The following is a 25,066-nucleotide window of genomic DNA, read 5'->3' on the forward strand; positions in this document are numbered from 1 at the left end:
TAATTAACGAGCCTTGTCGTTAAAAATTTCAAACGGAACATCCAGCCCGCGTTTGACCAATTGATCGTGGCAATGCGGCACTATCCCCGTCGGCATGTACTGACCAATCACGTTGCCATTTTCGTCGACTCCCTGACGCTGAAAGCGGAAAATCTCAGACATGGTGATGATATCGCCTTCCATACCGTTGATTTCCTGCACGCTGACCATACGACGTTTACCGTCTTCCAAGCGCTCCATTTGCACCACAATATGGATCGCCGAGGCAATCTGGGAACGCAGGTTTTTGGTCGAAACATTCCAGCCAGCCATAGAGAACATGTTTTCTATCCTGCTCAGGGCGTCGCGTGGTGTGTTGGCGTGAATGGTCGCCAGAGAACCGTCGTGACCGGTGTTCATCGCCGACAGCATATCCACCGCTTCGCTGCCGCGCACCTCACCAATCACAATCCGGTCCGGACGCATCCGGAGTGAATTTTTCACCAGCTCACGCTGAGTGATTTCCCCTTTGCCTTCAATATTGGCCGGGCGGGTTTCGAGACGAATGACATGCGGCTGTTGCAATTGCAGTTCCGCCGAGTCCTCGATGGTGACAATACGTTGATCTTTCGGAATAAAGCCGGAAAAAATGTTCAAAGTGGTGGTTTTACCCGAACCGGTCCCCCCAGAAATCAGGATGTTCATTTCCCCCACCACGGCAGCTTCAAGAAACTTAGCCATTGGTGGCGTCAACGAGTTGAGTTCCAGCAGGTTATCCATCGTCAGGCGATCCACCGAGAACCGGCGAATCGAGACTGATGGCCCGTCAATCGCCAGAGGAGGAATGATGGCATTAAAGCGGGAGCCGTCTTTCAGGCGGGCATCCACCATAGGAGAGGACTCATCAATACGCCGGCCGACCTGGCTGACAATCCGGTCAATGATGTTGCGCAGATGACGCTCATCCAGGAAGGTATGAGGCGTTCGCTCCAGCTTACCGAACCGTTCCACGTAGATGTTTTTCGGCCCGTTGACCAGAATATCGGAGATGGTGCGATCTGACAGCAACGGCTCCAGCGGCCCCAAGCCAAACACTTCATCTTCAATCTGCGCAATGATTCGGGTACGCGCTTCCGAGCTCATCGGGTGGGTACGGTCATCATTGAGCAGGTGAATGATGGCTTCACGCAATTCCGTCCGGGCTCGATCCTCTTCAAGGTGAGAGAGCAGGCCTAAATCAAGCGTATCCAGCAGCTTCTTGTGGTAGTAATGCTTAATTTCCATCTCCTGCTCAAGCTGCTTTTTCTGCTCTTCGATAAACTTCACTTTGGCGTCAATGTTGGACAACTTGGTGCCGCTTTCTTCTAGCACTTCGGCCGCTTTCAGCTCTTCAGAGCGTTGAACCAGATTACCGAGAGAGCTGGTTTCTTCGTAGTCGCTGTTGATGGCTTTTCTTTTGAAAAACATAGCTCCCCCTTAAGAAAAGAGTTTCTTGATCCAACTGGCGTTTTCCTCATCAGGCACTTCCAGTTTGTGTGAGATTTCGGCCAGAGACGATTTCAGTGCACTGTTTTTCTTCGACTGAACAATCGGGCTACCCAGGTTGGCGCATTCCATCGCCAGGTTGAAATTGTTTGGCACCATGTGCACCGGTACGTTCGGAATCGCTTTTTCAATGTCTTTGGTCGAGATCGAGGCCTTTTTGTCATAGCGGTTCACCAGCAGTTCTATCTGGCTTTTGTTGAGACCAAAATCGTATTCCAGACTACGCAGGTACTGCGACGCATGTTTCACCGAAATCACGTTCTGCTGCATCACCAGAAAAACCCGCGTGGCAGGAGAGACGATTTTCTGGAACATATGCTCCACCCCACCGGACATATCCACAATGATGTGTGCGTAGTACTGTCTCAGTTCAGGTAACAACGCGCTGACCCGCCCGGCGTGGTCGTGGTTATCTTTGAGACTCAAAGGATCAAAACCGAGGTAATTCAGCCCAGAGTGATGTTTGTGTACCAACCCTTCCAACGACATTTCATCCAGATCATTCAACGAATCGATCACGCTGTTGATGCTGTACTTCGGTTTGCAGTCGAGGTAGTCCGCGCTGTCACTGAATCGCATGTCCAGGTCGACCAGTAACACGCTGCTCTTGGCGTAACCGGCCAGCTCAATTGCCGTGTTCAACGCCAGCGTCGTTGCCCCCGAGCCCCCTTTAGTATTAAGGAACAACGTCAGGCTGCCCATTTTCCGGTTCGCCACCTTATCGTCCGCTACCTCTTTGAGCAGTGGGTAGAGCTCTTCAAACATCACCTGATCGGAAAAGTAATCCGACGCCCCGAGGCGCAGCGCCATTTTAAGCGAGGGGGTGTCGTGTTCGTCACCAAAGACGATCAACGATGTGTGGGCATTCTGGAAGTTTTCACCATTGGAATACACATGAGCGACTTTTTGCGCCCATTTGTCACCGGTTTCGATATAAACCAGATCCGGGATCGGTTTGCCTTGAATTTTTTCTAGGTTGAAGTCACTGAGTTCTATCCATTCAATATTGAGATTAAGACATTTGGATAACTCATTACTCATGTGAGCTTTAAAGGTTGGCGTCGAATACACCGCCCACAACACCAGGTTGGTCTTGAGAGAGGCGTATTCATTTTCCACTTTCACTGGCTTCAGCATGGCTATCTCCATTAGCAATCTGACTTGTCCGTACTTGTCGGACTGGTCGGCCGAAGAATCCCCAGACTCTCAGCCGGCAGTATGGTTTCAAAGCTGGGCGCGGTACCGATGGCGTTAATCAACGCTGACAACACAAAAAATCGGAAGGTATAGTTCACCGAGCGCGCTTTGACATACTTGATTTGTGAAAACTGTGCATCCAGCGTGGCATTGTCCGCTGGCGGCGTGGATAAAAACCCGGACACATCGACTTCATTGCCGTTCTGATCCAGATAGGTAATTTCCAGGTTGTTTTTGGAAAAACCCGCCGGATAGAGGCCGGAAACTGATTCCATTTCAGGAATATCGTCCCGGTCGGCGATATAACATACCGTGGCCAGCCTGGCCGAGCGCCTTGTCACTTCGTTCACCATCTGAATCGAATAGAAATAAGCCGCAAACTCCAGAATGGCGAAGATAATCAGCAATACCGCCAGCGCAATGATCAAGAACTCCAATTGCGTGACACCACGTTGTAAACGGTGCAATCTTGATATCTTCATGGCGCTGTCCTCATTTTCGATGAGGCCGCTACGTTAAACGCCAGTGAGACGTCGGAAAATGGCAGCTCAGAGAAAAACGGCTCATAAACGAAGCTGGCCGACAGGGTCACTTCTTTGCTGATCGGCGTCGGTTGCGTGATGACAATATCGTCAGCTGAGATGTAATCGATCATCGGCTCCGAACTGTCATTCACCTGCGGATTACCATAAATCACCACGTTTTTGATGCTGCCTTCATCCGCTATCGCGGTAAAATCGAGCGTACCGTAGGTATCCACGACCGCATAACGCACACCATTTTGCAGTGCTTTGTTAAGTTCGGTGTACTGGATCAATACCCGTCCAACGTCCAGAACCAGTACCGATAGCATCAACAACACGGGTAAACAGATGATGAATTCCAGCGCTGCCAACCCTTGCGATTTTTTCTGATGGTTAACGGGAGTAATGACACGCATATTATGACACTCCCCCTAGCGGATCCTTATACAGCTGGATGCGATACAAACCGACGTCACTGGCTTCAATACCCGTCGAACCGTTTTTTATCGGGCAGTCATACAAGAACTGGCCAAACACGCTCGACTGACCGGAGTTTTCCACTTTCTGCAACAAGAAGAAGCAACCGAAGCCAAGCACATCCAGATCGGTCTTACCGCCTGCGTCGGTGCAGTTCACGATGGGAATCCGCAAGATACGGCGCCCCGCTTGCCCACTTTCTATGTAGTCGTTCGGTACGCATGAAGCTTCGGCCCCATTACCTTCACAGTTTCTGAGCTCGTTGAGGTAATCGCTGTAGTACAGATCTCCGGCATAAGGCGTATCTGACTCAGCCAAAGTATTTGGCTCACGAACATAGAGATCCGGCAAGACGGTACCATCGTTAGGAATCGGCCCGGTAAAATCGTTCAGGCGTGTATTTAATCCTTGCGCCACCGGGCCAATGCTGTTCCCCGGCTTGGTGGTTACCGTATCCCCAATGGTGGCACAGCCGTTATACTCTCCGGACATCGCCTTACGTACCAACGCGGCACCGCCGCCATTGCCATCCCCTTGACCAAAGTCGAGCAGCTGAAAATTCCCGGGGCCCATGCCGGAGTTATCCTGATCTCCCACTTTCAACTCATGAATCTGATCTGGCAAGTTGATGTCATCGTAGATATTTGGGTCGTTCTGATAGCCCCACACTGCGTCCTGCCCAGCGACCGGATCACCACATACCGCCATCGGTGTTATATTGCATGAGTAAGTGATGGCCGCACTGCGACCAGCCACAGCACTGGCTGCCACCGCTTTGTTGATACCAAACAATGAGCTGAGAAACTCGGTCAAAGAGACATCCGTCACCGCCACGCGCACATAAATGTCCGCATCTTCCGATGGTGGTGAAAAGCTCGCGGCAGGGACAAAGGTCTGATAGTCATAAGAAAATGTGACAGCAATGTTCTCTGCGGTGTACGTCAGTTCTGAGTTTCCGGTTGACGTGGCAAAACTGTTCATTGCAGCAATAGCGGCAACTTCAGCCTGATCCACATCACCTGTGTCGTCTGCCACCACCGCACCGGCCAAAGCGGCCGAATCAACGGCATTTTGCAGCCGGGTTTTGTTCAGCACCATGTGGTTCAAATCCAGACTGAATGCTGCGACACCCAACAACAGCAGCATAATCAGACTGATCAATACCAGCGTAATGCCTTTTTGCGTTCCTTTACGTCGGCCATGATGAAGCACTAACATAGCCCCTCCTACGTGATAGAAATCACTTACTCTTTGGCGACTCCATTATTGTTATAAACTTCCAGACTGACGTATGTTCTTTCCCCACTTCCTTCAGGCAGGTAACCCAGGTTTTCCTGCCATGCGGTGGGGTTCAGGGTTTGTTCCGCTCTTAACTGGCTGACTGACATCCCCATACTCGGCTCATTGGCGCAGCCCAGCAAAACGAGCGACAGTGCTCCGGTTAAGGCAATATGTACGCTTTTCATCTCGTATTCCTCTTACAGACTGTGGCCGAACTTACCTTCAGAGCCACCCTCTGACGACGTATAGTTATAAGACTCTGCACTGCCCTGACTGGTGGTTCCGCGTTTGTATTTGCTGTAGTCAAGACGAGCCCCGCGACCCAGTAAGTAGAATTCCACATCGTTCGGACTGACAAAGCCATCCGTAGGTAACGACACTCGGCGACGGTCAATAGGCTGAGCCAGGCGCGGCGTCACCAAAATAACCAGCTCAGTTTCACCGGATGTAAATTCCTCACTCTTGAACAGTTGCCCCAATACCGGAATATCCCCAAAACCCGGCATACGGCTGTTGACGTCGCGCGCATTCTCACTGAGCAACCCGGCGATACCGATGGTTTGACCGTCGGCCAGTTCGAGGGTGGTCCCGGCACTGCGCTTGGTGATCGGCGGAATAAAGAAGGCCGCATTCACGTCGCCTGGGTTGTACGTCAGTACACCTGAGTTAGCGATCTCACTGACATTCACCGACAGTTTGAGGTTGATTTTCTTGTCACTCAGCACGTACGGAATGAAATCCAGCGCCACACCAAACTCTTTATAGTCGATGGTGATGCCATCATCATTGGGCACCGGAATCGGGAACTCCCCCCCCGCCAGAAAATCGGCCTTGGTGCCACTCAGTGCGGTCAAACTGGGTTCCGCCAGGACTTTGGCCACACCGTTCTGCTTCGCGATATCTAAAGCAAATGTGAACAAGGTATTGCTGTCGATAAACGAACCGAGGAAGCCGAAATCATTTGCTGCAGGGATATTGAGAATCGGACCAATGCTGTCGATTGCCGCCCCCGCTGAAGTGGTTCCCCAGGTGAAATCTCCGCTCTTTTGGAAAAAGTGAAAGTTCGAATCAAAACGTCTTACCAGCGTGCGCTGTACCTCGGCCACGGTAACCTCCAGAGTGACCTGTTGAGCACCGCCAATGGTCAGCAAATTAATCACCGAAGCATCGTCGTCATTCTTGTCGTCCCCCTCATCCGCCGCTTTCCCGGCAGCAAAGGTTTCAGCAATCTTCACTGCGGTATCCATGTTCTGCTGATTACTCACCAGACCACGCAGGACGATTTTCTCCTGAGAGCTGTAGACTTCAATCCGGTCGTTAGGCAAAAACTGATGCAGTTTAGCTTTGAGCGTATTTAGGTCATGCGTTACTTCAACGTTAAACGACTCAATCAATCGACCGCGGCGATCCCACACAGACACATTGGTAGAGCCAAGCTTTTTCCCGACCAGAAATAACTCATTTGAGCGTAACACCAGAATGTCGACCACCGACGGATCCCCTAACGTCACTTTCTTCGCCGACCCAGAAATCACAACCTGAGTCGACTGATGATGAGCAACACTGACAACCTTGCCGGATGGGATCGTGGCAGCGTGAAGCGCAAAACTTGTCATAAGTAAATGACATATCACGAATATTATTCTTTTCATAAGTCACCTAATTACTTACTCGAACGTTAGACGCCTGAGCACCTTTTATAATGGTTACACTCGGTGCCGGCGTGTATTTTCTGACCGGCGCAGGTTTGTCGATCTCGTGAGGGTTTCTTAGCGCAAGCTGAATATCGCCTTTGCTGTTCTCTGTCAGCAGGCGTTCGGCTTCTTTCGGCGACACTTCCAGTGTTACAGCCCGAACGATAACCGGCTTGTTTTCTTTGGTTTTCGCAGTCTGGTCCACCGCCAGAACTTTGATGTTTTTCAGCACTGTTTTCGTGGTGGCTCGCGCTTTACCAATTTTGACGGTGTTCAACACATCAACTTTATTGCCCGGCAATAGAAATCCCGCGACACCAATAACATCATTAACCCGAATGGTGACCGCACGCTTGTTGTCCGGTATCAATGCCGCCAGTGTGGCCCCTTCCCCAGGCAAGGCCAGACGAGCGGGATGGATCAACTCCCCTTCGTAGATGGTGTTGGCGACGATGCGCCCTACGACATCTTCCGGTTTTTCCAGCGTCTCTTCATTTATCCATTTTACTTCCAGTAATTTGGTGGTGAGATGCTTGCTTTCGAGTACCGTCCCCGGCTCCAGTTCACTGGCTGCAATAACAACAGGATGGCGTTCAACTCGTTCGACCTCAACGGTCGGTGTGGTTTGACTGTCTATCCACTTTTTCGCAACGATAACGGCCGCCAGACCGAATACCACCGAGAGAAGAAGCAGAATGACGACTTGGCTCCGGCTCATAATGAAACCTCCATGTTAATCCGTGGTGAAGTACAATCCCCACGCCCTCACAAGAATATCGGGAGAGACAACACTGCTCCCTCCCTCAAACGTCAGGATATCTCGACTGATCCCTAACAAGTCCTTTGGTAAACAAGGAAAGAACTCAACATTATTTTCGTTATGTAGTGCCAACAACGTTGTTATGCTTAACGGTTCAACCTCAATGTCCATCGTTGTCGCCATTTCAGACCACAATTCCAGATACTCTGCTTCTTCGAGCGGGTTGAACTCAATTTTGTATCCGAGACGTCGTAGAAAAGCCGGATCGGCAATAGAGCTCGGAGAAAGGTTGGATGAGAAAGCCAGCGTCAGCGTGAACGGCACAGAAATATGCTGGCCATTGGGCAACGCCAGGTGATCGACGAAATATTCCATTGGCACTATCCATCGGTTGAGTAATGCCGCCACCGAAATAGACTGACGCCCCAAGTCATCAATCACCAGAATGCCATTATTAGCCATCATCTGCAGTGGTGCATTCCACACCCGATTGTGATCGCTGTGATTGACTTCCAGCATCTCCAGAGTCAACTCACCGCCCACCTGAATGTTTGGTCGCTCGCACAGTATCCAGCGTTTGTCATAGTGCTGAGTGACTTTAACAAACACCTGAGTATGGTCATCGTCCATCCGGCGGTGATGATGCTCAGAGAACACTTTGATGATGTTGCCGTCGGCGTACACCGCATACGGAATAAACACCGACGTATTGAGTGCATTCAGCACTCGGGCTGCAACGTAACTTTTCCCTGTCCCGGCATGGCCATAAAGCAGCATGGCACGGCCAGAGTTAATCGCAGGCCCCAGCACCTGAACCAAACGTTCAGAGCCATAGACGTCAGATAAGGCCCGCTCCACATCGGCACGGCCAATCGGCTGACGACGCAAATCCTGCGCTTGCACCACTTGCCAGTATTGTTCCATGGAAACCGGCACCGGACCGATATAAGCATCACGACGAAACGCCAGTTCGGCTTCTGCCATCCCCAGTTCAGTTAACCCATAACGCACCTGGGCATATGAACTTTCAGATAGCGTCGTAACAGGCTGGTAGACTTCTATCCAGCTACGTTTGCGTAACTGTGCCAGAGCATCTTCGACAATATGTGAAACAACACACAACCGGTGTGACAGTTCGATCAGATCAATTTTCGGATACGCAGAGATGTGCTTAATCACCAGGTGTTCCACCACCGCCACCGGTACACCCAACGCGGTATCATTGGTGGGAACCAAAGGTGGCTCTATCTGTGGCACCAAATGTTCAGTTAGTGACGTTCCCATTGACACTCCCTCCATGGAGCTGCGCCAAGCAGAGACTTGGTCTCAGTGATAAGTTCTCAGCGCTAGTAAATATAGGACTGCAATGCCAGGCCAATAACAATGATTGGCGCAAAGGGTATAACCAGACGTGTTTTTTGGCTGCCTGGCGTGGCCTTTTGATACACATACCCGACCACATTTTGATACAGCGTGCCTCGCGACTCGGCCAGAAAAAGTGCCAAATAAAACACACCAACCATGCCCCCAGCTAACACGATCCAAATCGCTGTATCTGCCAGTTGAGATACCCCAACCCATAGCCCGACTACCGCCAGCAACTTCACATCTCCAGCCGCCATAATGCGTGTGATGTACAGCAGTAAACACACAGCAAACGCGACGAGAAAACCGCTTAGATGGTCAAGAGTCTGCCCACCCGGCTCAACGGCTATCGACATAGTGACGACAAGCAGAAGTGTCAGTACCAGCTTGTTGGGAATTCGGTGTTTCTGAGCATCAGAAACACCGACCGCAACTAATAATGACCAAATGAGGCATTCAACTAGCATTAGATAGTAAACCTACGGTGTAGGGTTAATTCCGCTGATTTCGGAAGCCACATCCGTAAATTTGCTCGCTAAGGTATCCCAGAAGCCAATTGATAATAGTGCAGCAACAATCAATGCGGCGCCCAAAATGTACTCCAAAAGAGTGAGTCCTTCTTCATCGTTAATAAAGTTATTAACAAATGTTTTCATCGTTTCCATGATTTAATCCCCTGTGGTTTAGCTCATAACTAGCACTATTCAATTACGGATTAGAATGATTAGCGCCGTGAGTTAAAAGTAGGACAACTTAATTTTTTTGGGTTAGGACTTTTTTGCCATTACTTTATCTTTTTATGTCATACGGAAGTGTGAGAACGAAATAAGCACACAATTAGTCACTATTAAACACATTACATAATGGAATCTAAACCAATAAAAAACCAATAAATTAGAGTATAAAACTAAAAAACCAACAAAAATCAGGGTTAGTGACTAAGTAAAAAACCAGTTGCTCATCTAAGATCAAATCGAAAAAGTCTCAAAAACGAAACACAAATGACAAATCTATACATAAAATCATCATTTAATAGGACAGAGATCAACTTAAACACTTGGATTTAGCGTATTAATGGCGGTTTATTTACTGCACTTAACTTGCACAATTTTGCTTCTCTTCTAGTCTGAAAGCATGGAAATAAAACCTGGCTGGGTATTAAAGATCAAGATGGCTTAAACGATTTTTTATGAAGGGAAGTCGGACAATGGATGAATTAAAATCTGGCCATTGGTTGGGAAAATCGACCACTTTTCTACCTCAGGATAAGGCATCAATCATTAAGCGTTATTTCAATATTATCGATAGCGGTAGTGATGTTTCTATTTTAAGTGAGCCTGCAATTACATTTTGCTTTTTTTATTACGATCCTAATCAGAATCAAAATTTATTATTAACTGCGATCAAAATTTGCCAAAACTTGAATAAAAACTTGGTGTTAATCTACAACGGAGAAATCAATCACGAGTTTCTGGAATTGAAAGTTGTGCTTGATCACTGTGATCTGAATTACTCCATATTTGAGAATTGGTTAATGACCCTCACTCATAGGTTGCTCAAGCAAGAGGATGTTTCTCAACAAACCCCGGTACTAAACTCCCATCCCAGTGATGAGATCATGCGGATCGTGCGTTTTATTGATTCCAACCTGAGTACCACCATCAGAGAGGAGGATGCGGCGGCCAAATGCCACTACTCTGTGACCTACTTTTCCAAACTGTTTCATAAAGTAATGGGGCAAAGTTTTCGCGACTACCTGATTGAAAAGCGGATTTCATTGGCAAAAAAGATCCTGTTGGAAGACAGAAAAGCCAAAATTGCGTTTGTCGCCTATCAATGTGGGTACCGTGATATCTCGTACTTTTCTCGCATCTTCAAGAAGCGAACTGGGGTTTCACCCGGCGTGTATCGCCAATTACATTAACCAGATCACTCTCTTGTCTCTAACCCGTGAATCTTGATTTCCAAAGAAAAGGCAACATGCTAATCTTAACAAGCTTTTAACATAATAATTATTAAACCAATTTGCCAATAACACGGAGTTAGAGAATGATTCAGCCTAACGAGTTAAGCAAAACAACCTGCGCTCTCCCGCCCCCCAATGAAATGATTTTAAAATGGGCAGAGGAACGCCCAAATGAAGTCTATCTAAAACAGATCATTAATCGCCAGTTTGTTGAGTACACCTATGCAGAGGTTGCCGATCAGGCACTGCGCCTGGTGACCGCCCTCAGAGAACTGGGCGTTCATCCAGGCGACAAAGTCGCCCTGGTATCAAAGAACTGTGCCGAGTGGTTTATTTGTGATCTGGCCATGATGCTGGGTGATTACATCAGCGTGCCGATCTTCCCTACGGCAGGGGCTGACACCATTGAGTACTGCGTCACTCACAGTGAAAGTAAAGCCCTGATCGGCGGAAAACTGGACAATGCTGACGCCACTCAGCAAGTCATCGATGCCATACCAGATCTCATCAGCATTGCACTACCCTATGACTCAGCGCCTAAGTGCCAACATCAGTACAAACAGTTGCTCGCCCAGTCGCAACCCAGCTCAGAACGTCCACAACATTACGATGATAAACTGATGTCTCTGGTGTACACCTCGGGTACGTCCGGCTTACCCAAAGGGGCCATGCTCACCTATGGCGCGTTCAGTTGGTCGGCGCAGCAGCTGATCAATCATATCGGTATCGAAGAAAACGATCGTCTGTTCTCGTATCTGCCGCTGGCGCACATTACCGAGCGTGTTTACATCTTTGGCTCGTCAATCATGGGCGGTGTCCCGACGGCTTTTCCCGAGTCGCTGGACACCTTCATTGAAGATGTAAAAATGCAGCGCCCAACCCTGTTTATCTCGGTGCCTCGTTTGTGGACCCTGTTTCAGCAACGTATTCAGGACAAACTGCCACAGAGAAAGCTCAATCTTTTGCTCAAAATTCCGTTCATCAATACCCTGATCAAGAAAAAACTTGCCGACGGTCTGGGCCTGGATCAGGCTCGTGTCCTCGGTTGTGGCTCCGCCCCGGTTTCACCCGCGCTGCTGGAATGGTATCGCAGCGTCGGCCTGAACATTACTGAGGCCTGGGGGATGACGGAATCATTTGCCTACAGCACACTTAACTATCCATTCCGCGCCGATAAAATCGGTACCGTCGGGAATGCCGGCCCCGGTATTGAACTGCGTATTGCCGCCGATGAAGAGATCATGGTGCGAGGAAAAGGGCTGTTCTCCGGATACTATAAGAACGACATCGCGACCCAGGAAGCGTTTGATGACAACGGCTGGTTACACACGGGTGACATCGGCAAAATTGACCAAGACGGCTACCTGACGATCATGGGACGTAAAAAAGACACCTTTAAAACGGCGAAGGGCAAATTTGTCTCTCCGGTCCCCATTGAGAAAAAGCTGTTTGAATACAGTCGTGTCGAAATGATGTGTTTGATTGGACTGGGGCTACCTGCGCCGATCCTTCTGGTGGTTCCGCATGATTTTCCTAACTTTGATCGTGCCCGTTATGAACGCACCACCAAAAAAGTCATCGATCGCATGAACTCAGAGTTGGAATCGCATGAACAGATCAAAGGGGTGCTCATGATCAAAGAGCCGTGGAGTATCGAAAACGGTATTCTGACCCCCACTTTGAAGATCAAACGCCACCTTCTGGAGCAGAAGTACCACGACATGGGTCAGAACTGGCCGAAAGGTCAACTGGTCGTGTGGGAAGAGTAACGTGACCCGTCCTGATATGGGTTGACACTTTTTAGGACGTTACAACGCACAACATAAAAGCTGCCCTGATGAGGCAGCTTTTTTCTTTCTATCTGTTCCATCTTCTCACTTTTCACCAATGTGCCCCAGCGCCAATTAGAGAAAATCACTGTAGTGACGATTTGCCTGAGGTGAAGAATTTAAGCCAGTATCACGTTGTAGATGCGGATTCAGTAACGCATACTCATTCGACGATGGCTTAGGTTCTTTATAAGTCAGGCTTTCCTTGTTCAAACTCCATATCAATTCAAAATGCCAGTTAATTGCGATCTTCATTGCGCTTCCCACCTTTACTCTCCGCTTTTTCAACGAATTATGGTGTGGTTCCGCTAAGATAACGAACGATCATTCATGACAATCACTATAAGCACAGATTATGGACAATCGACTCAGGCACCTTGCCGCGCTGCGTTATTTCGAGGCCGCAGCCCGTCACCAAAGTTACAGTAAGGCCGCTCTGGAGCTGCACATCAGCCAGGCGGCGGTCAGTCAGAAAATACGTCAACTCGAAGATGAACTGGCGTGCAAATTATTCGTTCGTCAAGGGCGTGACATGCGTCTGACCGCCAAAGGGACCACTCTCTATCAGCAAGTCAGTAATGGATTCGAACACATTCTGAATGGCCTGAACGCGATTCAGTCCGAGCCGCTGGAAGGCATGCTGACCGTGAACACCACGCCTTCTTTTGCTTCCCGTTGGCTGATGCCGAAACTCTGGAAATTCACCATGGAGCACCCACTGATCCCGATCCGGGTTTACGCCACGACGGAACACCCGGTGATAAAATACGGCGAAGTCGATGTGGCAATCCGCCAAGGGCTGACTACCGATCTCGGCACCAATCTATGTAAAGAGGTGCTGTACGAGGAAGCGGTTTATCCGTTCTGTTCCCCTGAACTGGCCGACTCGATGCAACTAACACACCCCGAGCAGCTTTTGCAATGTTGGCTTATCCACGGAGTGGATACAAAAAACTTCACCTGGAAGAACTGGTTTCACGAAGCCGGAGTTGAAATGAGCGAAGAGAAGGTTCAATGGATGGAAGTCGGTACCTTTGATATGGGGCTCAGTGCGGTGATGGCGGGACACGGTGTGTGTCTGGGCACCGACAGTTTGGCGGGCGATTTCGTGGAACGCGGCTTACTGGTCAAGCCGTTTGACATCGGTATGTCACCTGGCGTGCGATATACCCTGTTCCACGATCCCGGCTCCTCCCGCCGTGCCCGGATAGAGGCATTTACCGACTGGCTGCACCGTGAAGTGGCTCAGCTCAGCCGATGATTCAGTTGCGCCAGAACGGCTTACTCACTTCAGATGCCACCTGATCAGGGCTCAGTCCCAAATCATCCAACAGGTGAGGCGGCAATTCATTCAAGTGACGACGCGAACGGTAGTTGTGATGCCAACGTTTTAACTGGCAAAAGTAATTCTTAACAAAAGTACCAGTTACTTTTTTGGATTCTCTCTGGTGTGTAGTGATAACTGTGTTCATACAGCCTCCTTGTAAGAAGCGTTGTTTGTGACCGCCGCAGCGGTCAGTCAGCAGATCCGCCAGTTGGAAGATTGGTTGGGGGTTGAGCTGTTCATCAGGCAACACCGGCGTGTCAAACTCACCGCGGAAGGCGGCATTTTGTATCAGCAGACTAAGCGTGGTTTCGATCACATTCAGGACGGCGTGCGTCAGGTCAACCAGGATCCCAACCCGAACCAACTCTCGATTTCAACCCTGCCATCGTTTGCCCAACATTGGCTGGTGCCCCGTATTGGTCAGTTCCGCCAGCAACATCCAGAGTTGGCGATGTTGATTGAGCCGCGCAATGAACTGATCAATTTTCAGGACTCGAATGTCGACATCTGTATTCGTTATGGCCGCGGCCACTATCCGAATCTGGAATCGCGCCTGTTCATGGACGAAGTGCTCTACCCGGTGTGCCATCCACTCTACCAACAGCAGCACAACATCTATCAGCTTGACGACCTGCACCGTGCCGAACTGATTGAAGATACCTGGCCGGACATTAATTGGGACGTATGGCTGAAAAACATTGGTCAGTTACCCAAACCGACCATACAGTACCATGGCTCACAGTTCGTTCTGGAAGGCGCGCTGGCCGTTCAGGGGGTCGCCCTGACCAAACACAGTCTGGCGTTTCGTTATATTCAGGAAGGCAAACTGGTTCGGATCGGTGATATTGCCCTGAGGCCAGAATACCAATATTATTTGTGTGCTCCTGCAGGCTATTTCCGGCGTCCTAAAATCGCCCTGTTCTGTGAGTGGATTGAGGAGCAAGCGGCACAATTTCAATGTGAAGCTCAGTATAATCTGACGGTGATTGAAGCCAAATACTAACGTGGTATCCACACCATCTGAGCAGAACTGCACAAGACAACAGAAATAAAAAAGCCCCGTAAGCTTTCACTTACGGGGCTTTTGTCAATCGCTTAACTTAACCCAAAGAATTACTTCTTAGCGTTACGCTCTTTAACTTCTGCGATTACTTGCTCAGCAACGTTTGACGGACATGGTGCGTAGTGTGAGAACTCCATAGAGAACTGACCACGACCAGAAGTCATTGTACGTAGAGTACCGATGTAGCCGAACATTTCTGACAGAGGTACATCACCCTTGATACGTACGCCAGTAGTACCAGCTTGTTGGTCTTTGATCATACCACGACGACGGTTCAGGTCACCGATTACGTCACCAACGTGATCTTCTGGAGTGAACACGTCAACTTTCATGATTGGCTCAAGAAGCTGCGGGCCCGCTTTAGGCATAGACTGACGGAATGCGCCTTTCGCTGCGATTTCGAACGCGATTGCTGATGAGTCAACTGCGTGGAAACCACCGTCGAACAGCTCAACTTCAACGTCTAGCGTTGGGAAGCCAGCCAGAACACCGTTTTCCATCATGCCAGCAAAACCTTTTTCGATTGCAGGCCAGAATTCTTTAGGAACGTTACCACCAACTACTGATGAAGAGAACGTGAAGCCAGAGTTTGGCTCACCTGGTTTGATGCGGTAATCGATCTTACCGAACTGACCAGAACCACCAGACTGTTTCTTGTGCGTGTAGCTGTCTTCAACAGGCTGAGTGATGGTTTCACGGTAAGCTACCTGTGGAGCACCTACTTCCAGCTCAACGCCGTAAGTACGCTTCAGGATATCTACCTTGATGTCCAAGTGAAGTTCACCCATACCTTTCAGGATGGTTTCGCCTGAATCTTCGTCAGTTTCAACCTGGAATGATGGATCTTCTGCAACCATCTTACCGATCGCGATACCCATCTTCTCGCTGCCGCCCTTGTCTTTAGGCTTAACTGCGATAGAGATTACTGGTTCTGGGAAGATCATTGGTTCCAGAGTACATTCGTGTTTTGGATCACACAGAGTGTGACCAGTTTGAACGTTCTTCATACCAACAACAGCGATGATGTCACCAGCTTGTGCTGCATCGATCTCGTTACGCTGGTCAGCGTGCATCTCAACCATACGGCCGATACGCTCTGTTTTACCAGTTGCAGAGTTCAGGATGGTATCGCCTTTCTTCATCTTACCTGAGTAGATACGGATGAAGGTCAGAGCACCGAAACGGTCGTCCATGATCTTGAACGCAAGCGCTTTTAGTGGCTCATCTGCAGATACAGTCGCAACTTCACCAGTCGCTTCACCTGTGTCTGGGTCAGTCAGAGGCTGAGGATCTACTTCTGTTGGCGATGGTAGGTAATCTACTACCGCGTCAAGAATAAGTTGGATACCTTTGTTCTTGTACGCTGAACCACAGTAAGTTGGGAAGAATGCCAGATCACGAGTACCTTTACGGATACAACGTTTGATGTCTTCCAGAGAAGGCTCTTCGCCATCCATGTAAGCCATCATCAGGTCGTCGTCTTGCTCAACAGCAGTTTCGATCAGCATTTCACGGTATTCAGCAGCTTTCTCTACCATGTCTGCAGGGATGTCTTGAACTTCGTAGTTCTCTGGCTGACCAGAATCATCCCATACGTATGCTTTCTGGCTTAGTACGTCAACAACACCAACGAAATCTTCTTCGATACCGATAGGCAGAGTCATTACTAGAGGAGTTGCCGCTAGAACGTTTTGTACCTGATCTACAACTTTGTAGAAGTCAGCGCCCATACGGTCCAGTTTGTTAACGAAAATCAGACGTGATACGTGAGATTCGTCAGCGTAACGCCAGTTAGTTTCTGACTGAGGCTCAACACCACCAGAACCACAGAATACACCGATACCACCGTCAAGTACTTTCAGAGAACGGTAAACTTCGATTGTGAAGTCAACGTGTCCAGGAGTATCGATGATGTTTAGACGGTGATCGTTCCAGAAACAAGTAGTTGCCGCAGACTGGATTGTAATACCACGTTCAGCTTCCTGCTCCATGAAGTCAGTAGTAGTTGAACCGTCGTGAGTATCACCGATCTTGTGGATCTTACCAGTTAGCTTAAGGATACGCTCTGTAGAGGTAGTTTTACCCGCATCTACGTGAGCAAAAATACCAATGTTTCTGTATTTTGATAAATCAGTCATTGTCTTACTCTGTTAATAAGGTATAAAGTGCGCGCAGAGTATATCATATTCTGTCAATACTGATACCTTTGCGTGCCGTTGGACGAAAAAAAACATTGGGGTAGAAAACACCACCCCAAAATCATAGTCAAAAATCGGATTTTATGTCGCCACTCTTCTGGCATCACGCGGATTTGCAACAGGAAATCATACCAGAGTTACAGCTCATCAAACGCTTCAATCGCCTCAGATAACTTTTTCACGCCGTGGATTTGCATCCCCTCGATGCCACCTTTGGGCATATTCGCGGCAGGCACAATCGCCTTTTTAAAGCCGTGTTTGAACGCCTCATTCAATCGTTCCTGACCACTTGGTACTGGTCGGATTTCGCCTGCTAACCCGACTTCACCAAATACGACCACGTCTTTTGGCAACGGACGATCACGAAAGCTCGACAACAGCGCCATCAACAACGCCAGATCAGCGCTGGTTTCGGTGACCTTGACGCCACCAACCACGTTCACAAACACGTCTTGGTCCGCCATCTGCAAACCACCGTGCTTATGCAGCACCGCTAATAAAAGCGAGAGCCGGTTTTGCTCCAGGCCCACCGCGACCCGGCGCGGATTCGCCAGTTGGGAATAATCCACCAGCGCCTGAATCTCAACCAGCAAAGGCCGGGTCCCTTCCCAGATCACCATGACCGAACTGCCGGAGGTGTCTTCTTCTCCCCGCGACAGGAAGATTGCCGACGGGTTGCTGACTTCACGCAGACCCTGACCGGTCATGGCGAACACCCCAAGTTCATTCACCGCCCCAAAACGGTTTTTGTGGCTGCGCAAGGTGCGAAAACGGCTATCCGTACCACCATCGAGCAACACAGAGCAGTCAATGATGTGCTCCAGCACTTTCGGCCCGGCCAGTGTGCCGTCCTTTGTCACGTGACCGACGATGAACACCGCGACATTGTTTTGCTTAGCGTAACGCGTCAGGGCAGTGGCAGATTCACGAACCTGCGCCACACTGCCCGGGGAAGATTGAACATCAGAGACGTGCATCACCTGAATGGAGTCAATCACCATGATGCGCGGCTGCTCTTTTTCGGCCACCTGGCAGATTCGGTCAACGTTTGTTTCCGACAACATTTTCAGGTTGTCTTTTGGCAACCCAAGGCGTGAAGCCCGCATCGCGACCTGTTGCAATGATTCTTCCCCGGTCACATACAGCGTAGGCATCTGCGCCGACAGCTGACACATGGTCTGCAGCAACAGCGTCGACTTACCGGCTCCCGGATTACCCCCGATCAGGATCGCAGCGCCCGGAACAATGCCACCGCCCAGTACCCGGTCCAGCTCTTTGAAACTACTGGTAAAACGAGGCACCTCCTGCAAATCGATCTCCGCCAGAGTCTGAACCTGAGCTTCCGTCGCCGAACCGGCGTAACCGGCTAAACGCTCGTTGCGCGCCACAGTCGGCGATGCTGCCAGACGCACCTCTGAAATGGTGTTCCATGAACCACAGGCGTTACACTGACCCTGCCAGCGCGGAAAATCGGCGCCGCAGTCATTACACACATAAGCACGCTTTGCTTTTGCCATTTGTCCCCTAAATTATCTAAGTCTGTGACGTGATTTTGAATTTAATGATAAAACACTTATTGAATCAGTCTATGAAGTGACTCAAGATCTGATTATCACGGCCGATGAGTCATATAGTAAGGACACTCTAACAGAAAAATATGCAGCAAACCGAAATTCTCTCGCTCGCAGAGCAGCTGATCCCTGCCTATCAGGCAGACGACTTTGACTTCGTGCTTTCACAACTGACCGAAGGACATTCGCCTGCCTTTCGCCTGCTGGTCAAAATGGAACTGAACCGGATTATGGCCCCCTGCTCACGAGCCATCGACTTACGCGGCCGGGTTCAGGGTGAGTGCCGTGAGTACCTGTTGGACGGTCTTTCGCACTGGCTTGATGATGTGGCGTTCAACGCCTATCACAAAAACATCAAAAAATTCGGCGCTTATACCGAAGGCGTGTGGGAGGCGATGCAGAACACCCACAATAATTTCCGCATCATGCAGCAGCGCGGTCAGCGTTCAGATCGCGAGCTTACCAACGCCAAAAGCCCGTATGAGCTGGAGCCCGTTACGCTCGGCTATGACCTGAAGCGCAAAGAGAACCGGCTCAAACTCTCTTCTCAAGTGGAAATCATCCTGCCCAGCGCCCAGTTGGTGCATGGGGTGAGTGTGGATCTGTCCGCTTCCGGCGCACGCTTTAAAGTACCAACCGCGTTCAACTATAAACTCGGTGAGATCATCACGGTTCAATTTGTTGAGCTGAGTAAGAGTTCAACGGTGGACGGGATTGCCAAGCCGTTTCAATACCGGGTGGTTGGCATTGATGACTCGTACGACAACGACGCGGTAAAATTTCTGCGCACCATCCGCCTGACCGAATCCAAAGCCATTGAACTGGCGATCATTGAAGCACTGCACAGTGAATCGCAACGCGCCCGTCACGACAATCAGGATAAAATCATTCGGGCCCGTACTCGCGGGTTTGAACACACCTACCTCAAGCACACCTGCAACCTGCCGCTCTTTTTCAGTGGTAACGAACTCAAACTGGTACTGATGACGGAGAACAATCAGCCCATCTGGCAGTACTGGCACGACGAACGCAATCAGCAAGCCCTGAGCAGCCTGTTCAATGCACAGCGTATGGACTTACTGACGCGTCCGGGCATGCGCGGTAGCAACAATATGCTCTACTCATTCACCCACGAACATCAGGATAAGAGTCTGTTCTTCTCGATGATGATGCCGGAGGCCACTCGAGAAGAGCGCCAACTGTTCTGGCATGTCGGCGCTAAGCGCGAGAGCTGGAAAGCTTTCCGTTTATCGGTGTTTGAACTGTCGGAAGAGGAGCGTCAGGAACTCAGCCAACACGCGACGGAGTTGTCTTTGGCGACCGAGTCACTGACTCACTGCGGTATTTTGCAGGAAATCGCCAATCATGAAGTAGCACACGACTATCTGCTGTCTGACAAACCGCGCCTGGATGCCAACGCCTTGAAAAAGTTCTGCCACTCGCGCCAGAGCACCAACCAGCCACTCAGTCTTTACTTTGATGCCCGCTCGCGGCGCAAAGAGCCGCGCTATCAGTTTCAGTCACCGTTAGAGCTGAGGTTCCAGCAACAACTCATTGCCGGTAGCACACTGGATATCTCGAAACGCGGACTATTTGTGGACCTGACGGAGCGGCTCAACGCGAAAGTGGGTGACAAATGCTACATTAATTTTCACGAATTACAGCTGTACGACAAAGAACTGCCGCTGACCCGGGTGCCTTATCGGGTGATCCGTATCAGTCCGGAAGGACGGCGCGTACAACTGATGATTGAAGATACCCGGGAAACCGCCAAAACCGTCACCTTCCTCAACCGGTTGATTGAACATAACCTGGATAAACTGACTGCCAAACAGGAACTGCTGCCCAGCAATGCACTGCTGGAGAGTCTGCATCATGTGTTGCTGGATAAAATGGTCTGCTCGCCGATTTTTGTCGAAAAGCGCGCCGCGACGCTTTGCCCGAGAATGATTGGGGTCAATTACCCGCTCCAACCCTATCTGGCATTGTTTGCCAAACTCGGCCATGACCACAAACTGTCGTTAGAACCGGTCTTCAAAGGACGCAGCAGTACCTTGTTATCACAACCAATGAAACGGATTGATGGTGCGGAGCCGCAATACCATGAAATTTATCTGGCTGCGATCAAGTTCGGAAGCCGGATTCAGTCGGTTCAGACCAAACTATTGAGTGAGTTTACCAGCACCAAAGAGCGGATTGAGTTTATCAAGAATGCACAAAATTTCGGTGAGTTTTATGCTTTGCGACTCTCCGGGGTGCCGGTCTTTGACCCCATGACCGAACTACTGCGCAAAGACATCGCCGAGCTGGCGCCGATCAGCCTGTTTCAGGCACGGACGCTGGAAAAGGACATCAACGCCATCGCCGGTTATGGCGAGATCGTAGATATCACCGAAGAGGTGTTGATCAGGCTCGAACTGACACGTTAAAAAAAGCGAGGCTGAGCCTCGCTTTTTTGTTTAAGGCTGACGCTTCCAGCTGATTTTCTGTTGCTTGACCAGCCCGGCAGATAAGATACACAACACCCCACCGAGTCCGCTGTAACGCACAGCAGACTGAGCCTGAGCTTCCACTTTCGGTTTGGCATGATACGCCACGCCCAAACCGGCAGCTTTCATCATCACCAGATCGTTCGCCCCATCACCGACCGCCACCGTGTTGTGCGCTTCTATCTCATACTGATCGGCAAGCTGTTCGAGAATGTCCGCTTTCGTCTGCGCCGACACGACATCGCCGACGACCTTGCCCGTCAGCTTACCAGCAACGATTTCTAATTGATTGGACTGCGCATGATGCAGACCCAGCGTTTGCTTGAGATGATCGGAGAAATAAGTAAAGCCGCCCGAAGCGATCGCGGTTTTCCAGCCCATGGCGTTGAGGGTGTTCACCAACTCGGGCAGATCCGGCATCAAGGGCAAATCGCGGCGTACGGTGTCTAGGATGGCTTCATCCGCTCCTGCCAATTTGGCCACGCGCTGACGCAGACTTTGTTCAAAGTCCAGTTCCCCAAGCATTGCCCGCTCGGTCACTTCCGCCACTTCTTCCCCCACGCCAGCCAGCTTGGCCAGCTCGTCAATGCATTCGATCTGAATCGCGGTCGAGTCCATGTCCATCACGATCAACCCCGGTTTAGACAGATCCGGAATATCATTCAGCCGGGCATAATCCAGCTCCATAGCTTGGAGGATTTTCTCATGCTCGTCCGTCAGCTCGCCTTCCATCAGAGCAACTTCGTAGGGCCCAACCTTCCAACAATCCACTACCGCGTTGTAATAACCGGTAAAGAAGTCGATGTCATCAAACAGCTCTGCGGTCAGGTAGCCGCCAAACACTATCCAGTTGGCACGCTGTTTGTCATGCAACGTGGCGCGGCGGGTTTCTGGTAAGCGGTTCACCAATGAGGAATAGCGCCTGATCGGCAGTGTCGTTAACTTTTCCATGTTTGCGGTTCCGTATCCGAATTTTTGTTAAATCTTCTGAAACGTTAACCTATTGCAATTTAACTACGCAAGTCTCAATATGAGCGAAAACCAAAATTATTGTGGTTAGGAATATTATGGACTCTTCACTTTTTTCGTTTCGAGTCGCCCTTCGGGTCCTGATTGTTCTGTCCCTGATCGCCATGATCGGTGTGATCGCCGTTAACAGCGTCAAAATCAGCAAAGGCAACGAGAAGATCCAGAACAATCAGTTGGAAACACTGACCAAGGTTCTGATCTCTCAGGCATCATTGTCGGCTGGTGACATGATCGTCCAGCAGGATCAAGAAGGCCTGCTCAAACTGACGAACCAACTGGCGAAAGATAATCTGGTGTTTGACGCGACGATTTACGATGCCGAAGGTGTACGACTGGCGGCCAGTGATGATGCTTTATCCGCCCGTGAAGTTCTCGGACTGGATACCCCGCTGGCCACGGCCCGCATCGGCCGCCAACAACTGGTGGAGCCGGTTTTTCACGAGAATAACCTGATCGGTTTTGTGCGTGTTACGTTTGAGACTGGCAAAGTAACGGCGATTTCAGATCACTATTACCGTAAAAGCGATCGCTACATGTACACCATGATCCTACTAAGCTTCATCATCGGTCTGCTGCTGCCGCTGGTGATCCGACGTAAGAAAAAAGCCAAAGGGGAAAACCTGCTGCTGCGCGACATTCTGCCGCACTAACGTCAAATTTTTCAGAGACAAAAAACCTCAGCCATGGCTGAGGTTTTTATCGTTGAGAGCCGGTAATCTTACTGCTTATCACCCAACAATACGGAGTCGAGAGCGATCACCATCATGTCGTTGAACGTGGTTTGGCGTTCATCCGAGGTGGTTTGCTCACCCGTTTTGATATGGTCAGATACAGTACAGATGGTCAGCGCTTTCGCGCCATACTCGGCGGCGACACCGTAGATGCCTGCCGCTTCCATCTCTACACCGACAATGCCGTATTTATCCATCACGTCAAACATGTCAGGATCCGGCGTGTAAAACAGCTCTGCCGAGAACAGGTTACCGACCTTCACTTCAATGCCACGTGCCGTTGCCGCTTCCTCAGCTGCTTTCACCATCTTGTAGTCTGCAATTGCCGCGAAGTCGTGGCCTTTGAAACGGATACGGTTCACTTTCGAATCGGTACACGCGCCCATGCCGATCACCACATCACGCACTTTAATGTCTTCGCTGACCGCACCACAGCTACCGACGCGAATGATTTTCTTCACACCGAAATCTTTGATCAGCTCAGTGGCGTAGATAGAGCACGACGGAATACCCATACCGTGCCCCATGACCGACACTTTACGACCTTTATAAGTACCAGTGAAACCGTACATGTTGCGCACATCACACACCTGCACTACGTCATCCAGAAACGTTTCCGCTATGTATTTCGCCCGCAATGGATCGCCCGGCATCAGTACAACATCCGCAAAAGCACCCATTTCAGCATTGATATGTGGAGTAGCCATTGTTTATTCCTTTCTTCTGAGTCGCCGGGAGTGTTGCCCGGCGTTCGATTCATTTCCAGGCGGCCTCTGCTCGTGGCCGCAGCTCGTATTACAGGAAGTTCTTACCGTAATCCATCGCTGAGGTTCCGAAATAGGACGCCAGCGACTGACCGATGTCGGCAAATGAGTCACGACGGCCCAACGAGCCCGGTGCGACTTTCTTACCGTAGACGATCACCGGGATATGTTCACGGGTATGATCAGTGCCAGGCCAGGTTGGATCGCAGCCGTGGTCGGCCGTCAGGATCAGCACGTCATCGTCTTGCATGATGTCCAGCACTTCCGGCAGACGCTGGTCAAAGTACTCCAGCGCGGCGGCGTAGCCTGCAACATCACGGCGGTGGCCGTACGCCGAATCAAAATCAACGAAGTTGGTGAAGACAATCGTATTGTCGCCCGCCGCCTGGATTTGTTCGACCGTTGCGTCGAACAGTGCCGGAATACCGGTCGCTTTCACTTTCTTGGTGATCCCACAATGAGCGTAAATATCGGCAATCTTACCAATAGACACCACATCGCCCTGCTTCTCATCCACCAGTTTTTGCAGCACGGTAGCAGAAGGTGGCTCAACAGACAGATCACGGCGGTTGCCAGTACGCTCGAATTGCCCTTTACCCGGGCCGATGAACGGACGCGCGATCACACGCCCAATGTTGTAATCTTCCAGCTCTTCACGTGCGATCTGGCAAAGCTCCAGCAAGCGATCCAGGCCGAAAGTCTCTTCGTGACAGGCAATTTGGAACACCGAGTCCGCAGAGGTGTAGAAGATTGGCTGGCCCGTCATCATGTGCTCTTCACCAAGATCGTCCAACACCTGAGTACCAGACGCGTGGCAGTTGCCAAGGAAACCATCCAGTCCGGCACGCTCCAGGATGCGGTCTGTCAGGGCTTTCGGGAAGCTGTTTTGTTTGTCGGTAAAGTAGCCCCATTCAAACAACACAGGTACGCCGGCAATTTCCCAGTGGCCTGACGGCGTATCTTTACCTGACGAGAGCTCTGCCGCGTGCGCATACGCGCCGATGATGTCCGCGTTCTGATCCAGACCTGGTGCGAAACGTCCAGTGGACTCTTTGTGCGCCATCGCCAACCCGAGCTTGGACAGGTTTGGCAACGTCAACGCGCCCTGGCGCTGCGCATTGTCGGCCTCACCGGCCGCACACTGATCGGCAATATGACCCAGCGTGTCTGAACCAACATCCCCAAATTGCTCTGCGTCTGCAGCGGCACCGATCCCAAAGGAGTCCAGGACTAAAATAAATGCTCTTTTCATTGCTTGTTCCTCAGGCTCACCGGAC

General features: G+C 50.3%; 23 protein-coding genes and 1 pseudogene. 6 read left to right on the top strand and 18 right to left on the bottom strand.

Annotation, left to right across the window (positions count from 1 at the left end; translation table 11 throughout):
- Window positions 1-3: 3 nt before the first annotated feature.
- The 11 genes from VPR01S_RS13675 to VPR01S_RS13725 all read right to left on the bottom strand — a co-directional run bounded on the left by VPR01S_RS13675 (window position 4) and on the right by VPR01S_RS13725 (window position 9,487).
- Window positions 4-1,446, bottom strand: coding sequence for a TadA family conjugal transfer-associated ATPase (locus VPR01S_RS13675; RefSeq protein ID WP_021705933.1), 1,443 nt, complete (start codon window positions 1,444-1,446; stop codon window positions 4-6).
- A gap of 9 nt (window positions 1,447-1,455) precedes the next feature.
- Window positions 1,456-2,661, bottom strand: coding sequence for an AAA family ATPase (locus VPR01S_RS13680; RefSeq protein WP_021705934.1), 1,206 nt, complete (start codon window positions 2,659-2,661; stop codon window positions 1,456-1,458).
- A gap of 11 nt (window positions 2,662-2,672) precedes the next feature.
- Complete coding sequence (locus tag VPR01S_RS13685; protein WP_425585316.1) at window positions 2,673-3,197, bottom strand: TadE/TadG family type IV pilus assembly protein; 525 nt, start codon at window positions 3,195-3,197, stop codon at window positions 2,673-2,675.
- Between the two features lie 2 nt (window positions 3,198-3,199).
- Window positions 3,200-3,661 carry a TadE/TadG family type IV pilus assembly protein gene (locus VPR01S_RS13690; RefSeq protein ID WP_021705936.1) on the bottom strand — a complete coding sequence of 154 codons (462 nt, stop codon included), beginning with the start codon at window positions 3,659-3,661 and terminating at the stop codon, window positions 3,200-3,202.
- 1 nt (window position 3,662) lies between these two features.
- Window positions 3,663-4,940: a pilus assembly protein TadG-related protein gene (locus tag VPR01S_RS13695; RefSeq protein WP_021705937.1), complete on the bottom strand. Its 1,278-nt coding sequence runs from the start codon at window positions 4,938-4,940 to the stop codon at window positions 3,663-3,665.
- A gap of 26 nt (window positions 4,941-4,966) precedes the next feature.
- Window positions 4,967-5,188: a hypothetical protein gene (locus VPR01S_RS13700; protein WP_021705938.1), complete on the bottom strand. Its 222-nt coding sequence runs from the start codon at window positions 5,186-5,188 to the stop codon at window positions 4,967-4,969.
- A gap of 12 nt (window positions 5,189-5,200) precedes the next feature.
- Window positions 5,201-6,655 (bottom strand): type II and III secretion system protein family protein, encoded by a 1,455-nt coding sequence (locus VPR01S_RS13705; protein ID WP_040902766.1) that lies wholly within the window; start codon window positions 6,653-6,655, stop codon window positions 5,201-5,203.
- 7 nt (window positions 6,656-6,662) lie between these two features.
- Window positions 6,663-7,415, bottom strand: coding sequence for a Flp pilus assembly protein CpaB (gene cpaB, locus VPR01S_RS13710; protein WP_021705940.1), 753 nt, complete (start codon window positions 7,413-7,415; stop codon window positions 6,663-6,665).
- Window positions 7,416-7,430: 15 nt separating this feature from the next.
- Window positions 7,431-8,741: a DUF8689 domain-containing protein gene (locus VPR01S_RS13715; RefSeq protein ID WP_021705941.1), complete on the bottom strand. Its 1,311-nt coding sequence runs from the start codon at window positions 8,739-8,741 to the stop codon at window positions 7,431-7,433.
- Window positions 8,742-8,803: 62 nt separating this feature from the next.
- Window positions 8,804-9,289 carry an A24 family peptidase gene (locus tag VPR01S_RS13720; protein WP_021705942.1) on the bottom strand — a complete coding sequence of 162 codons (486 nt, stop codon included), beginning with the start codon at window positions 9,287-9,289 and terminating at the stop codon, window positions 8,804-8,806.
- A gap of 12 nt (window positions 9,290-9,301) precedes the next feature.
- Window positions 9,302-9,487, bottom strand: coding sequence for a Flp family type IVb pilin (locus VPR01S_RS13725; protein ID WP_021705943.1), 186 nt, complete (start codon window positions 9,485-9,487; stop codon window positions 9,302-9,304).
- Between the two features lie 542 nt (window positions 9,488-10,029).
- Here VPR01S_RS13725 and VPR01S_RS13730 point away from each other — a divergent pair.
- Together VPR01S_RS13730 and VPR01S_RS13735 are read left to right on the top strand one after the other, a co-directional pair.
- Complete coding sequence (locus VPR01S_RS13730) at window positions 10,030-10,746, top strand: helix-turn-helix domain-containing protein (protein ID WP_021705944.1); 717 nt, start codon at window positions 10,030-10,032, stop codon at window positions 10,744-10,746.
- Window positions 10,747-10,871: 125 nt separating this feature from the next.
- Window positions 10,872-12,557 (top strand): AMP-binding protein, encoded by a 1,686-nt coding sequence (locus VPR01S_RS13735; protein WP_021705945.1) that lies wholly within the window; start codon window positions 10,872-10,874, stop codon window positions 12,555-12,557.
- 135 nt (window positions 12,558-12,692) lie between these two features.
- Here the strand turns inward: VPR01S_RS13735 and VPR01S_RS13740 are convergent, their stop codons facing one another.
- Window positions 12,693-12,872 carry a hypothetical protein gene (locus tag VPR01S_RS13740; protein ID WP_021705946.1) on the bottom strand — a complete coding sequence of 60 codons (180 nt, stop codon included), beginning with the start codon at window positions 12,870-12,872 and terminating at the stop codon, window positions 12,693-12,695.
- 100 nt (window positions 12,873-12,972) lie between these two features.
- On the opposite strand from VPR01S_RS13740, the gene VPR01S_RS13745 reads away from it, so the two are divergent.
- Complete coding sequence (locus tag VPR01S_RS13745; protein WP_021705947.1) at window positions 12,973-13,878, top strand: LysR substrate-binding domain-containing protein; 906 nt, start codon at window positions 12,973-12,975, stop codon at window positions 13,876-13,878.
- A 1-nt stretch (window position 13,879) separates the two neighbouring features.
- Here the strand turns inward: VPR01S_RS13745 and VPR01S_RS13750 are convergent, their stop codons facing one another.
- Entirely contained in the window at window positions 13,880-14,089 is a 210-nt protein-coding gene (locus tag VPR01S_RS13750) for a DUF1127 domain-containing protein (RefSeq protein ID WP_021705948.1), read from the bottom strand.
- A gap of 15 nt (window positions 14,090-14,104) precedes the next feature.
- Here VPR01S_RS13750 and VPR01S_RS13755 point away from each other — a divergent pair.
- Window positions 14,105-14,947: pseudogene (locus VPR01S_RS13755) on the top strand (LysR substrate-binding domain-containing protein); the annotation flags it as partial.
- A 110-nt stretch (window positions 14,948-15,057) separates the two neighbouring features.
- Here VPR01S_RS13755 and fusA read toward each other — a convergent pair.
- Both fusA and radA read right to left on the bottom strand, forming a co-directional pair.
- Window positions 15,058-17,145, bottom strand: coding sequence for an elongation factor G (gene fusA, locus VPR01S_RS13760; RefSeq protein WP_021705950.1), 2,088 nt, complete (start codon window positions 17,143-17,145; stop codon window positions 15,058-15,060).
- A 197-nt stretch (window positions 17,146-17,342) separates the two neighbouring features.
- On the bottom strand, window positions 17,343-18,722 hold the full coding sequence (gene radA, locus VPR01S_RS13765) for a DNA repair protein RadA (RefSeq protein WP_021705951.1): 1,380 nt from the start codon (window positions 18,720-18,722) through the stop codon (window positions 17,343-17,345).
- 140 nt (window positions 18,723-18,862) lie between these two features.
- Between radA and VPR01S_RS13770 the strand changes: the two genes are divergently transcribed.
- Window positions 18,863-21,205 (top strand): PilZ domain-containing protein, encoded by a 2,343-nt coding sequence (locus VPR01S_RS13770; RefSeq protein ID WP_021705952.1) that lies wholly within the window; start codon window positions 18,863-18,865, stop codon window positions 21,203-21,205.
- A gap of 30 nt (window positions 21,206-21,235) precedes the next feature.
- Here the strand turns inward: VPR01S_RS13770 and serB are convergent, their stop codons facing one another.
- Window positions 21,236-22,216, bottom strand: a complete 981-nt coding sequence (serB, locus tag VPR01S_RS13775; RefSeq protein WP_021705953.1) for a phosphoserine phosphatase — start codon at window positions 22,214-22,216, stop codon at window positions 21,236-21,238.
- A 116-nt stretch (window positions 22,217-22,332) separates the two neighbouring features.
- Here serB and VPR01S_RS13780 point away from each other — a divergent pair, with 116 nt between their 5' ends.
- Window positions 22,333-22,944 carry a YtjB family periplasmic protein gene (locus VPR01S_RS13780; RefSeq protein WP_021705954.1) on the top strand — a complete coding sequence of 204 codons (612 nt, stop codon included), beginning with the start codon at window positions 22,333-22,335 and terminating at the stop codon, window positions 22,942-22,944.
- Between the two features lie 68 nt (window positions 22,945-23,012).
- Here the strand turns inward: VPR01S_RS13780 and deoD are convergent, their stop codons facing one another.
- Both deoD and VPR01S_RS13790 read right to left on the bottom strand, forming a co-directional pair.
- On the bottom strand, window positions 23,013-23,732 hold the full coding sequence (deoD, locus tag VPR01S_RS13785; protein ID WP_021705955.1) for a purine-nucleoside phosphorylase: 720 nt from the start codon (window positions 23,730-23,732) through the stop codon (window positions 23,013-23,015).
- Window positions 23,733-23,820: 88 nt separating this feature from the next.
- Window positions 23,821-25,041 carry a phosphopentomutase gene (locus VPR01S_RS13790; protein ID WP_021705956.1) on the bottom strand — a complete coding sequence of 407 codons (1,221 nt, stop codon included), beginning with the start codon at window positions 25,039-25,041 and terminating at the stop codon, window positions 23,821-23,823.
- Between the last annotated feature and the right edge of the window lie 25 nt (window positions 25,042-25,066).

This window comes from Vibrio proteolyticus NBRC 13287, from assembly GCF_000467125.1.
Lineage (GTDB): Bacteria > Pseudomonadota > Gammaproteobacteria > Enterobacterales > Vibrionaceae > Vibrio > Vibrio proteolyticus.